We start from the raw sequence: 12,139 nt of genomic DNA, 5'->3' as shown, positions 1-12,139 counted from the left end.
GCTTATGCCTTTCCTGTGCTGGTGCCTGCAGAGGCGGTGACGTTTTCGAGGACCACGGCCAGGCCCTGGCCCACGCCGATGCAGATCGCGGCCACGCCCCAGCGTTCCCCGGAGGCCTGCAGGCTCCGGGCGAGGGTGCCCAGGATCCGGGTTCCGGACGCACCCAGCGGGTGGCCCATCGCGATCGCGCCGCCGTGCCGGTTCACGATTTCGTGGTCGATCCCCCAGGCGTTGATGCACGCCAGGGACTGCGCGGCGAACGCTTCGTTAAGTTCGACGGCGCCCACCTGGTCCCAGCCGATCCCCGCCTTGGCAAGGGCCTTGTTCGCCGCCTCCACCGGGGCGTACCCGAAGTACTGCGGATCGTTCGCGTGCGCGCCGCGGCCCGCGATCCGGGCCAAAGGGTCCAGCCCCAGCAGCCCGGCGGCAGCCTCGCTCCCCACCCAGGCCGCGGAGGCGCCGTCGGACAACGGCGAAGCATTCCCCGCGGTGACCGTGCCGTCCTCGGTCCGGAACACCGTCTTCAACCCGGCCAGCTTCTCCGCCGACGAGCCGGGGCGGATGCCCTCATCCCGCACCAGGTCCGTGCCCGGAACCGGTGCCACCAGGTTGTCGTAGAACCCCTCATCCCACGCAGCGGCGGAGAGGTTGTGGGAGGCCGCGGCGAACTCGTCCTGCGCTTCGCGGGTCACCCCGTACTTCTCGCGCAACCGTTCCGTGGCCTCGCCGAGGGAGATGGTCCACTCCTTGGGCATGGCCTTGTTCACCAGCCGCCAGCCCAGGGTGGTGGAGGCCAGGGTCATGTCTCCGGCCGGGTAGGGTTTCTCCGTCTTGGGCAGCACCCACGGCGCCCGGGACATCGATTCGGCGCCGCCCACCAGCATCAGGTCGGCATCACCGGCGTTGACCTGGCGGGAGGCGATAATCGCGGCGTCGAGTGAGGACCCGCAGAGCCGGTTGACCGTGGTGCCCGGGACGGACACCGGCAGCCCCGCGAGCAGGGTGCCCATCCGGGCGATGTTCCGGTTCTCCTCGCCGGCGCCGTTCGCGTTGCCGAACACCACCTCATCAATCCGCTCGGGATCAAGCCCCGGGGCCCGCTTCACGGATTCCTTAATGACGTGCGCGGCAAGGTCATCCGGGCGGACGGCGGCAAGGCCGGACCCGAATTTGCCGAACGGGGTGCGCACGGCGTCGTACACAAAAGCCTGGTTCATAACTCGTTCCTCTGGTTTGCGTCTGGGTTTCCCAACTAGGTAGCGCTAAGTGTCGTTTTCGGGGGTCAAAACGACACTTCGCGCTACCTAGTTGGGTTGGGGTTCGTCGGTGTGTGTGTTGTCCATTGCGGCGTTGTCCAGTGCAGTGCTGTCCATTGCATGGAAGACCTCTTGGGCTGTCTTGAAGGCCGTGTTCGCCGAGGGGACGCCACAGTAAATGGCCGTCTGGAGCAGGATTTCCTTGATTTCGTCCCTGCTGAGGCCGTTCCGGACGGCGGCCCGGATGTGCATGGCCAGCTCTTCCCAGTGCCCGTGCGCCACCATCGCGGTGATGGTGACGGCGGAGCGCATCTGGCGGGAAAGGCCGGGCCGGGTCCAGATGCCGCCCCACGCGATCCGCGTGATCATGTCCTGGAAGTCCTCGGTGAACTCGTCCTTGTTGGCGTTGGCCCGGTCCACGTGCGCATCGCCCAGGACCTCGCGGCGGACAACCATGCCGCCGTCGTAAATGTCCCGGCTGGTGGCGTCCGGCTGGACCACGCCGTGACGCTCCGCGCCTGCCTGTTCGAAGCCGCTCATGCGCCTGCTCCCCGCGATTCTGCCCAGGAGATGAGGCTGCGCATCAGGTCTGCCACGTGGGCAGGCGCCTCGGCGGGGGCCAGGTGCGCCACGCCCTCCAGCGTGACAGCCGTAGCAGTGCCGCCGCCGGCGGTGATGCCTGCGGCCACTTCCTCCGCGAATGACGGCGGGGCCACCCCGTCCAGCGCGCCGGCTATGACCTGGGTTGGCACCCGGATGCTGCCCAGTTCGTCACGCACGTCAAAAGCCGCGAGCGCCTCGCAGCAGAACGCGTAGCTGAAGCGGTCGGCGTCGCGCAGGGCGTGCAGGAGCCGGCTGCTGAGCTCGGGCTCGCGCTCCATGAAGCCCGGCGCGAACCAGCGCTCGGCCGAGCCCTGGATCATCACCGGCGTGCCCTGGCTGCGCACGGTTTCGGCGCGCTCGAGCCACCCCTCCGGGGTGCCCAGCTTCGCGCCGCTGCACTGCACGGACAGGCTCCTGAGCCGTTCCCCGTGCTTGATGCCCAGCTGCAGGCCGGTGGCGCCGCCCAGCGAGACGCCGGCGTAGTGAAAGGATGCGCCGGGGGCGATGGAATCAACGAGGTCCACCACGGCGTCAGCCAGCGCGCCGACGTCGAACGTTTCGGTGGCGGCGGGCGAGACGCCGTGGCCGGGCAGGTCCCAGGCCACCACGTCATAGTCGTTCCCCAGCAAGGAAGCGGTGCGGTTCCAAAGAATGGTGGACGTGCCCAGTGACGGACCGGCCACCACCAACGGATGGTCTCCGAGGGGTCGCTGGGGGGACAGCAGCGCTGCCTTCAGGGCTGGCTTAGCCACGGGAAGCTCCATTCGGTTCGGTGTCTGCAGGTGGATTGGCGGCAAAGTCCGGATACGCGGCCAGGATCCGCCGCGCGATTTCCGGGGCCTCGCCGAGATAGCTGGCGGGGTTGAGGATTTCCTCCAGCCGAAGGTCGCTCAGGACCCCGGCGGGGACCGCCTCGCGGAGCAGCTTGCGGTACGTGGCGGCCTGCTCCGCGGGCGGGGCCTGGAGCGTCTGGTCCACCACGGCCTGGAGCTGCTGCTTTCCGCTGAGCCCGCCCTTGTCCGGAAGCAGCGGGGCAACAGCCGCACCCACGCCTTCAGCCAAAAGCAGCGGCCCGGCGAGGTCCAGGTTCCGGCGCATGGCGTCCGGGAACACCTGGAGGCCCTCGGCCAGCTCGCGGACGTGGCCGGCCGCCCCTAGGGACAGGGCCAGGAGCTGCCGAAGCGCAGGCCACTCGGTGTGCCACGCGGCGTCCGGGCGTTCGTCGTTGAAGTTGGCGGCGGCCAGGTGCAGCTGGGCGGCCAGGGCCGGGGCCTGCAGCGCGGCGCTGCGGACCAGCACGGACAACACGGGGTTCTGTTTCTGCGGCATGGCGGAAGAGACCCCCCGGCCGGCGGCCCGCGGCTCAGCCAGCTCGCCGACCTCGGGACGGCTCAGGAACAGGACATCCGCCGCGATCTTGCCGAAGGCGTCCAGCACTGCGGCCAGGGCGTTGCCCAGCGACGTCACGGCCAGCCGGTTGGTGTGCCACGGTGCAGGGGCCGCGGCCAGGCCGAGCTGGGAGGCCAGGGCATCGGCGAGCCCGAAGGGGGTGGCAGCTGAACCGCGGGTCAGTACAGTGGCAGCCGCGAGGGTGCCCGCCGCGCCGCCGAACTGGACCGGGAAGTCCAGGCCCGCCAGCTGCCGGCCTGCGGCAGCCGTGCCCTGGAACCACTGTGCGGCACGCAGTCCGCACGTGAAGGGCAGGGAATGCTGCGTCAGGCTCCTGCCCACGCACAACGTATCCGCATGCCGTTCCGCCACGGCCGCGAGCGCCGCCGTCGCGCGTTTCAGGTCACCCAGCAGCGCCTCCACGGTGTTGCGGGCCACCAGCATCAGCGCCGTGTCCAGGACGTCCTGGCTGGTCAGCGATGTGTGCACCGCTTTCCCGGCACCGACCCCGGCGCTGTCCAGCGCGGCAACCTGCTTCCGCAAGTCGGCAAGCAGCGGGATGACCGGGTTGCCGCCGCCCTGGGCACGCCGGGCGATGGCGGCCACGCTGTACCGGCCGGGTTCCGCGGCAGCGGACACGACGGCGGCGGCACCGGCAGGTGCGAGGCCCTCCTTCTCCAGCACGGCGGCCCAGCCGGACTCGACGGCGAGGATCGCTGCCAGGACTGCGCGGTCCCCGGTCAGCGCCGCCACAAGGGGCGACGCCGAGACGGGGCTCAGCAGTCCGGCGTCGCCCTCTCCTCCGAAGGCGGCCGTATCTCCCAGGCCGGCGGCTCCGGTCACTGGAAGTCCAGGAAGACGGTCTCGCCCTCACCCTGCAGGCGGATGTCCCAGGTGAGGCCGCCGTCAGGGTCGCGGCGGGCGATGAGTGTCTTGCGGCGCTCCGGATCCAGGGAGCTGAGCAGGGGGTCGTTGGCCAGCGCCCCGGTGTCTTCCGGCAGGTAGATGCGGGTGAACAGCCGGTTGGTCAGGCCGCGGGCGAAGAGCGCCACGGAGATGAACGGTGCCGCGCCCGGCTTGGTGGGGCCGGGGTTGACCGTGGTGAAGGTGAAGACGCCGGAGTTGCCCACGGCGCCGCGGCCCCACCCGGTGAAGGTGTAGCCGTCGCGGACCAGGGAGCCGGTCTTCTGGACCACGTTGCCCTGGGCGTCGGGCTGCCAGATTTCCAGGATGGCGTCGGGGATGGTGTGTCCGGCGCCGTCGTACACCGTGCCCTGGAGCCGGATGGAGCCGGGTGAACCCGGGGCCAGCAGCTCGTTGTCCTTCTCGAAGGGCAGGGCGTAGCCGTAGAAGGGACCGACGGTCTGGCCGGGGGTCGGGACAAGTTTGGTCTGGTTGCTCATATGCCTATTCCCCTGCCTCTTCGTTGCTGTCGCCTGCGGTACCGAACGCCTCGTTTTCGGTCCAGGTGCGCTTGGGCCCGGTCAGGACGATGTCCCAGTTGTAGCCCAGGGCCCACTCGGGCTCGGTGAGGCTGTGGTCGTATGTGGCCACCAGCCGGTCGCGGGCATCCTGGTCCACGATGGTCTGGTAGATCGGGTCCAGCGGGAAGAGCTGGTCACCGGGGAAGTACATCTGGGTGATGATGCGCTGGGTGAACTCCGTGCCGAACAGGGAGAAGTGGATGTGCGCCGGGCGCCAGGCGTTCAGGTGGTTCTTCCACGGGTAGGCGCCGGGCTTGATGGTGATGAACCGGTAGGAGCCGTCCGGGCCGGTGATGCAGCGGCCGATGCCGGTGAAGTTGGGATCGATCGGCGCGGGGTGCTGGTCACGCTTGTGGATGTAGCGGCCGGAGGAGTTGGCCTGCCAGATCTCCACCAGCTGGCCGGCCACCGGGCGGCCGTCGCCGTCCAGGACCCGGCCGGACACGATGATGCGCTCACCCTGCGGCTCGCCGTTGTGCTGGATGGTCAGGTCCGATTCCAGTGCATGGACGTCCTGGTGCCCGAAGGCCGGGGAGTACAGTTCGATGGTCTCCGGGTCCGCATGCTGCAGGCTCTTGGTGGGATGCCGCAGGATGCTGGAGCGGTAGGGCGGGTAGTCCAGCCGGGGCTGGGTCTCGGCGGGCGCACCGTCTTTGAGGGCCCGGGCATAGGCCTCGCCCAGGGCACTGATCTCCGCACTGAGGTCAGCCTGGGTTTCGATGGCGAGGTCCAGGGGCAGGTGGGCTGCCTTGGGCTCGGCGGGCGGCACAGACTCGTCCGTTTCAAGCTCGGCGTTGATGTCTTCCGGCACGGCTGGCTCCTTTCTGGTTTTCGGTTTGGGCGGTTGTCAGGTGTACAGGCAGTGCTGCTCAGGTGCGGTGCAGCGAGTCGTACTGCACTGCGTGGCGGACCGGGGCGTTGGGTGCCCCGTAGCCGTCATAGTTGCCGCGGCGTTCCACCATTTCGAAGAACACGCTGCCCACGGTGGCCGTGTAGAAGTGGAGGAATTCGCCGTCGGCATCGCGGTCGTACAGGAGGTTGAGGTCCTTGAGGGTGGCCAGGAATCCGGGTTCGAGGTCGAAGCGGGCGTCCAGGTCCTCGTAGTAGTTCGCGGGGATCTGCAGGAATTCCAGCCCCCGGTCACGGGCGGCTCTGGCGGCGGCCACGAGGTCGTCCACGGCGAAGGCGATGTGCTCCTGGTAAGTCTTGGGCACGCTCTGGGTACCTTGCCCGGCGGCCTGCTGCACCGGCGCCAGGTTCAGCACCAGCCGCACCGCGCCGTCGGACGTCTGCATGACCTGGGAGCGCACCAGCCCGCTGGGGCTGGGGACTTCGGCGAACGGCTGCGGTTCCAGTGCCAGGGCGCTGGTGTAGAAGAGGACGGCTTCGTCGAAGTGCTGCCACGGCTGGGCGAGGTTCACATGGTCAATGACCGCGTTCCGTGCCACCCGCGGGTGCTCCAGCCCCTCGCCGAACTCATGCGTCCATGCGGCCGTGCCGTCCGGGCTGCCCTGGCAGAGGAAGATCTCAGTGGAGTCCGGGGCGGAAATGCCCTGGAATACTTCCTCGTCCGCCTGGACCTTGCGGGCCACCACGGGCGCCTTCAGCTGCTGCGCGCGGGCCGAGGCAATCACGGGGGAATCGACGTCGAAACCCAGCGCGGCGATGGACGGCTCGGCGTGTGATGCCGCCTGCTCGTTGATGATGACGCGGGCCTGGCCCATGGTCCACAGCTGGACGTCCTTGGTGCGGTGCCGGCCCTCGAATTCGAAGCCGAGCTGCCCCAGGAGCTTCTCAAGCTGCACGGTGTCGTCCGCCTTGACCTCGGCGAAGTTGAAGCCGGCGGGTTCGTTCACCTTGGGCAGGGTGGCCAGTTCCATGGGATAACGACGGCGGGAGGCAGCACTGCTGCCGCCTGCGGCTTCCGCGGTGCCTGACAGCCATTTGGCACTCTGTTCCTCCAGCCAGATCAGCGACCGCATGGCGTCCACGGCCGTGCGGTCGACGTCGGACTGGCGGAAGACGTCGTTGAAGACTTCCAGCGAGACCGGGCCGGCGTAGCCGGCTCGGACCACGTGGCCCATGAACTTGGCGAGCTCGAACTGGCCTTCGCCCGGGAACACGCGGTAGTGGCGGCTCCAGGACAGGACATCCATGGAGAGCTTGGGGGCGTCCGCCAGCTGGACAAAAAAGATCTTCTCCGCGTTGATCTTCTCGATGGGCGCGGTGTCCCAGTCGCGGGAGAGGATGTGGAAGGAGTCAAGGCACGTGCCGAAGTTGGGGTGGTCCACCATCTCCACCAGGCGGTAGGCGTGCTCGTAGTCATTGACGTACTTGCCCCAGGCCAGGGCCTCGTAGGCGACCCTGATGCCGTGCTCCCCTGCCAGCTCCGCGAGTTCGGAGAGCTGGGAGGCGCGGAGGTCGTCGTCGTCAATGGTGGCCGTGGCAACGTTGGAGCAGACCAGGATGGTGTCCATGCCCAGCCGGCCCATCAGCCTGAACTTCGCTTCAGCACGCCGAAGGTTGGCCTTCAGCAGGTCCGGCGTGACGCCGTCGAAATCCCGGAACGGCTGGTAGAGGTCCAGTCCCAGGCCGAGGTCTGCGGCCATCTTCCGCACGTCCTCGGGGCTCAGCGGCGAAGTGACCAGGTCCTGTTCGAAGATCTCGATGCCGTCGAAGCCCGCGATGGCGCAGGCCTGCATCTTTTCCTTCAGCGTGCCGGAGAGGCAGACGGTGGCAATTCCGGTGCGCATCAGGCAGCCACCTCCTCTGCGGCCACAAGTTCCAGGAAGTGGCTGCGCATGCGGTCCGGGTCCGCTTCGAGGCCGGTAAAGATGCGGAAGGCGTCGGCGGCCTGGCCCACGGCCATGCGGCCGCCGTCCAGCACGTCGCAGCCCTTGGCGCGGGCGCCGCGGACAAGTTCGGTCTCGATGGGCCGGTAGACGATGTCCGCCACCCAGTGCCGGGGCTCCAGCAGGTCCAGGTCGAGGGGAACGCCGGGGTGGGCGGCCATGCCCACGGGGGTGCAGTGCACCAGGCCGTCGGCCAAGGGCACCAGCCGCGGCAGCTCCGTCGTCGTCCGTGCCGTCACGGTGCTGTCCGGAAAGAAGCCGGCCAGTTCAGCGGCCCGGGCGGCGCCGCGGGCGGCGTCCATGTCCACGAGGTCCAGGTGGCGGACACCGGCGGAGAGCAGGGCGTAGGCGACGGCGGAACCGGCACCGCCGGCACCCAGCTGCACCACGCGGTCCAGCTTTGCGGCAGGGAGGCCGGAAGCCAGTGCGGCGGCAAAGCCGGAAAAGTCGGTGTTGTGGCCGACGAACCGGCCGTCCTCGATCACCACGGTGTTGACGGCGCCCAGCCGGCGGGCGTCCGGAGAAACCTCATCCAGGTGCTGCAGGACCAGCTGCTTGCAGGGGTGGGTGATGTTCAGGCCATTGAAGCCGAGGTTCCGGGCGCTCCTGAGGAGCTCCCCCACGGATTCCCCGGAAAGGCCCAGTTCCAGGAGGTCGATAGGCCGGTAAAGGTAGCGCAGTCCCTGCACATCACCTTCGCGTTCGTGCATGGGCGGGGTGAGTGACGGCATCACGCCGTCGCCGACCAGTCCCACGAGGTAGGACTCAGTTCGATTACTCATCCGTGCAGCTCCTTTGATACGGCACCGGGCGGCCGGCGTTGCCCTCGGGCACACGCCGCCAGCAGGTGACTGGAATAACGATATAACAAATGTTCACTTCTCGCACTCTTGTTCTACATACGAACAGATGGGCCTGAATCTGCGGTATTCGTGCGATGGGGCACGCCCTGGCTCACCGCTGCGGAAGGCGCGCGGCCAGTTCCGCCGCGGCCTCCTGCAGCAGGGGAACGTGCGCCTCCAGGCCTTCAAGGCTCAGGCGGAAGACAGGAACGGCAGTGGCCAGCGAGGCGAACGCGTGGCCCTGGGAGTTGAGGAGCGGGACCGCGACGGCGCGCATGCCGGCCTCGTTCTCCTCATCCATCACCGCATACCCCTGGGCCCGGACCTTCTCGATTTCGGCACGGAAGGCGTCGCGGTCCGTAATGGACTTTTCCGTCAACCGCTCCAGCGGAAGCTCCGCCAACAGCTTTTCCCGCTCGGCATCCTCCGCGAAGGCCACCAGGGCCTTGCCGACGGCGGTAGTGGAGAGGGAGCCCAGGTGTCCGGGGTCGCTGGTCACCCTGAACATCTGCGGGCCGTCCACCTTGTTCACCGTCAGGTGGTGGTGGCCGTCCCGGACACTCAGGATGGTTGCCTCACCCGTCTGCTCGGTCACCCGGCGCAAAACCGGCATGGCCGTTCCTGCGAAGCCGTGGTGGTTCGAGACCCGCTGGCCCAGCTGGAAGATCCTCAGGCCCAGGTGGTACCGGCGCCCGTCCGGTTCATAATCAACGAACCCGTCCCGCGTCAGCGATCCCAGCAGGCGGTAAGTGGTGCTGAAGGGCAGGTCCGCACGGCGGGAGATTTCCGCGGCACTCGCGCCGCGGGGCTCGTCTCCCAGGAGGACCAGGAGGCCCAGGGCCTTGCCCACCATGTCCGTACGGTCCGCCTTGGCCGCCTTGGCGTCCGCTTTGATGTCGACAGCTGCATCGTCGTCAGCTGTGGTTTGATTCACACTCATACCTCGATGTTGCCACATAGTGAGAGCTATTTCTAGATGATGATTATTTTCTTGACAAGTGACTCCACTCACAGCCATCATTGCTGTATCGCACAAGTAGCTCCCACCATGTGGCTACTGTTCGGGTTTTCCCAACCGTCCAGCCGTGCCGGGCCAAGCCCCTACCCCAGGCCGCGCCGGCTGCGAGCCCCCTGATCCATCCGCGACAAAGTCGTCACATCTAAGGAACTCCATGAGCCAGTTACTTCCGTCCACTGAGCCAGGCATCGCCGCCCCGGCCGGGACGCCGAAGAAGGCAGCCCTCGCCAGCTTCCTGGGCAGCGCCGTCGAATACTACGACTTCTTCATCTTCGGTTCCGCCGCAGCCCTGATCTTCCCCACGGTCTTCTTCCCCAATGCTGACGCGAACGCGGCCATCATGTCCTTCGCCACCTTCGGCTTCGCCTACGTGGCGCGGCCGGTTGGCGCCGTCATCCTGGGCCACTTCGGCGACAGGGTGGGCCGCCGGAAGGTCCTGATGTTCACTCTCCTGCTGATGGGTGCCTCCACCTTCCTGATCGGCTGCCTTCCGGACTTCAACACCGTTGGCTGGTGGGCTCCGGCCCTGCTGGTCCTGGCCCGGCTTTGCCAGGGCCTCTCCGCCGCCGGCGAGCAGGCAGGCGCCTCCTCCATGACGCTGGAGCACGCCCCGGACAACCGCCGCTCCTTCTTCACCTCCTGGACCCTCACCGGTACCCAGGGCGGCCAGATCCTCGCTGCCCTCGTCTTCATCCCCGTGCTCGCCCTTCCGGACGAGATCAAGTACGGCATCGGCTGGCGCATCCCGTTCTGGCTGAGTGCCGTGGTGGTTGTTGTTGCCTTCTTCATCCGCCGCACCCTGCACGAGCCGCCGGCCTTCGAGGAAGCACAGAAGTCTGCGCAGATCTCCAAGCTCCCTGTCGCCGACCTCCTCAAGGGCCACTGGCGCGACGTCCTCCGCGTCATCTGCTGCGCCTTCATCGCCGCCGTCTCCACCGTGTTCGGCACCCTCGCCATCAGCTACGCCAAGACGGTTGCCGGCGTGGACGGCACCACCACTCTGTGGCTCGTCGTCGGCGCCAACCTGGTGGCACTGGGCACCCAGCCGCTCTTCGGCATGCTCGCTGACAAGATCGGTCGCAAGCCGGTGTTCATCTACGGTGCCGTGGCCAGTGCCGCGCTGACCCCCGTGTTCCTGCTCAGCCTGGAATCCGGCAGCGTGCCGCTGATGTTCCTGGCAGCCATCGGCTTCTTCTCCTGCGGCTACGCAGCCTCCAACGCCGTCTGGCCGTCCTTCTACGCCGAGATGTTCAGCACCAAGGTGCGCTTCTCCGGCCTGGCCATCGGCACCCAGCTGGGCTTCCTGATGGCAGGCTTCGCCCCGGCGATCGTCGCGGCCATGGGCGGCATCAAGCCCGGCGGGTGGGTCCAGATCAGCATCTTTACCGGCATCATCTGCTCCGTCGCGGTCATCTCCGCCCTCACGGCCAAGGAATCCTTCAGGACCCCCACCAAGCAGCTCGGCCTGAAGTAACGCACCAGCCCGGTTTCGGGACCGGAAGGCCCGCCATTCCCCGGAATGGCGGGCCTTTACTGGTTATAAATGGGCTGTTTCGGCAGCAACCTCGCAGCAACTACGGCCGGCCGGTCTCCAGCACCGACGCCAGGTCAAAGCTGACCGGCTCCTCCAGCTGCGCGTAGGTGCAGGATTCCGGGTCCCGGTCCGGCCGCCAGCGGTTGAACTGGGCCGTGTGGCGGAACCTTTCGCCCTCCATGTGGTCGTAGCGGACCTCCACCACCAGTTCCGGGCGCAGCGGGACGAAGGACAGGTCCTTGCCCGCGCTCCACCGGCTGCCTTCGGCGTTCCGCGGGGTCCGTTCGCCTTCCTCCTGCTTCGCCCAAGCCCACGGATGGTCATCGAAGGTGGTCACCAGCGGCTGGAGCTGTTCAAACAGTTCCTGCCGCCGCTTCATGGGGAAGGCGCCGATCACGCCCACGCTGGCCAGGCCGCCGTCGTCCTTGTATAAGCCCAGCAGCAGGGATCCGATGGCATCCGGCCCGCTCTTGTGCAGCCGGTAACCGGCCACCACGCAGTCGGCCGTGCGCTCGTGCTTGGTCTTGAACATCACACGCTTGTCCGGCTCATACCTGCCGTCCAGGCGTTTGGCCACCACGCCGTCCAGCCCGGCACCCTCGAACTGCCGGAACCACTGCTCCGCCGTGTCCTTGTCCGTGGTGGCGGCGGTGAGGTGGACCGGGGCCTTGCTGCCGGCGAGCGCCTTCTCAAGCGCCGCCCGCCGTTCCGTGAAGGGCCGGCCCGTGTAGTCGTCGTCGCCCAGGGCCAGCAGGTCGAACGCCACGAAGGAGGCCGGCGTCTGCGCCGCGAGCAGCTTCACCCGGCTGGCGGCGGGGTGGATGCGCTGCTGGAGGGTGTCGAAATCCAGCCGGTCGCCGGAGGAACCGATCAGGATGATCTCGCCGTCCACCACGCAGCGTGGCGGCAGGTTCTCCTTCAGCGCCTCGACAAGTTCCGGGAAGTAGCGGGTCATTGGTTTTTCGTTGCGGCTGCCGATCTCCAGCTCATCGCCGTCGCGGAAGATGATGGACCGGAACCCGTCCCACTTGGGTTCATAACTGAGCTCCCCCTCCGGGATGCCGCTGACGGCCTTCGCAAGCATGGGCGGGACCGGCGGCATCACGGGAAGTTCCATGTGCCCCATCTTGCCGGGCGGCAGCCGCTTCCGGAAGACCGGCG

At 67.9% G+C, this 12,139-nt stretch carries 11 protein-coding genes; 1 reads left to right on the top strand and 10 read right to left on the bottom strand.

Annotation, left to right across the window (positions count from 1 at the left end):
• Positions 1 to 2 precede the first annotated feature (2 nt).
• From U7114_RS16625 to U7114_RS16585, 9 genes are all read right to left on the bottom strand, one after another.
• The gene (locus U7114_RS16625) at positions 3 to 1,217 is read right to left on the bottom strand and encodes a thiolase family protein (protein WP_323057993.1); all 1,215 of its coding nucleotides are present in this window, start codon (positions 1,215 to 1,217) and stop codon (positions 3 to 5) included.
• Between the two features lie 87 nt (positions 1,218 to 1,304).
• A complete protein-coding gene (gene pcaC / locus U7114_RS16620; RefSeq protein ID WP_323057992.1) occupies positions 1,305 to 1,796 on the bottom strand; it encodes a 4-carboxymuconolactone decarboxylase in 492 nt (163 codons plus the stop codon).
• Positions 1,793 to 2,611: an alpha/beta fold hydrolase gene (locus U7114_RS16615; RefSeq protein WP_323057991.1), complete on the bottom strand. Its 819-nt coding sequence runs from the start codon at positions 2,609 to 2,611 to the stop codon at positions 1,793 to 1,795. The genes pcaC and U7114_RS16615 overlap by 4 nt, the downstream gene beginning before the upstream one ends.
• The gene (locus U7114_RS16610) at positions 2,604 to 4,091 is read right to left on the bottom strand and encodes a lyase family protein (RefSeq protein ID WP_323057990.1); all 1,488 of its coding nucleotides are present in this window, start codon (positions 4,089 to 4,091) and stop codon (positions 2,604 to 2,606) included. The genes U7114_RS16615 and U7114_RS16610 overlap by 8 nt, the downstream gene beginning before the upstream one ends.
• Entirely contained in the window at positions 4,088 to 4,651 is a 564-nt protein-coding gene (pcaG, locus tag U7114_RS16605; protein ID WP_323057989.1) for a protocatechuate 3,4-dioxygenase subunit alpha, read from the bottom strand. The genes U7114_RS16610 and pcaG overlap by 4 nt, the downstream gene beginning before the upstream one ends.
• Positions 4,652 to 4,655: 4 nt before the next feature.
• Complete coding sequence (gene pcaH, locus U7114_RS16600) at positions 4,656 to 5,543, bottom strand: protocatechuate 3,4-dioxygenase subunit beta (protein WP_323057988.1); 888 nt, start codon at positions 5,541 to 5,543, stop codon at positions 4,656 to 4,658.
• Positions 5,544 to 5,601: 58 nt separating this feature from the next.
• Entirely contained in the window at positions 5,602 to 7,485 is a 1,884-nt protein-coding gene (locus U7114_RS16595) for a bifunctional sugar phosphate isomerase/epimerase/4-hydroxyphenylpyruvate dioxygenase family protein (protein WP_323057987.1), read from the bottom strand.
• On the bottom strand, positions 7,485 to 8,366 hold the full coding sequence (locus U7114_RS16590; protein ID WP_323057986.1) for a shikimate dehydrogenase: 882 nt from the start codon (positions 8,364 to 8,366) through the stop codon (positions 7,485 to 7,487). The genes U7114_RS16595 and U7114_RS16590 overlap by 1 nt, the downstream gene beginning before the upstream one ends.
• Positions 8,367 to 8,538: 172 nt before the next feature.
• On the bottom strand, positions 8,539 to 9,366 hold the full coding sequence (locus tag U7114_RS16585) for an IclR family transcriptional regulator (protein WP_323057985.1): 828 nt from the start codon (positions 9,364 to 9,366) through the stop codon (positions 8,539 to 8,541).
• A 232-nt stretch (positions 9,367 to 9,598) separates the two neighbouring features.
• On the opposite strand from U7114_RS16585, the gene U7114_RS16580 reads away from it, so the two are divergent.
• Positions 9,599 to 10,918, top strand: a complete 1,320-nt coding sequence (locus tag U7114_RS16580) for an MFS transporter (protein ID WP_321214794.1) — start codon at positions 9,599 to 9,601, stop codon at positions 10,916 to 10,918.
• Between the two features lie 100 nt (positions 10,919 to 11,018).
• Here the strand turns inward: U7114_RS16580 and U7114_RS16575 are convergent, their stop codons facing one another.
• Positions 11,019 to 12,095, bottom strand: coding sequence for an ATP-dependent DNA ligase (locus U7114_RS16575; RefSeq protein ID WP_321214795.1), 1,077 nt, complete (start codon positions 12,093 to 12,095; stop codon positions 11,019 to 11,021).
• Positions 12,096 to 12,139: the final 44 nt, after the last annotated feature.

Origin of the sequence: Pseudarthrobacter sp. C1 (assembly GCF_034720455.1) — a bacterium.
Lineage (GTDB): Bacteria > Actinomycetota > Actinomycetes > Actinomycetales > Micrococcaceae > Arthrobacter.
Note: the sequence above shows the minus strand (reverse complement) of the source record. Positions and strands in the feature narration are given on the sequence as shown.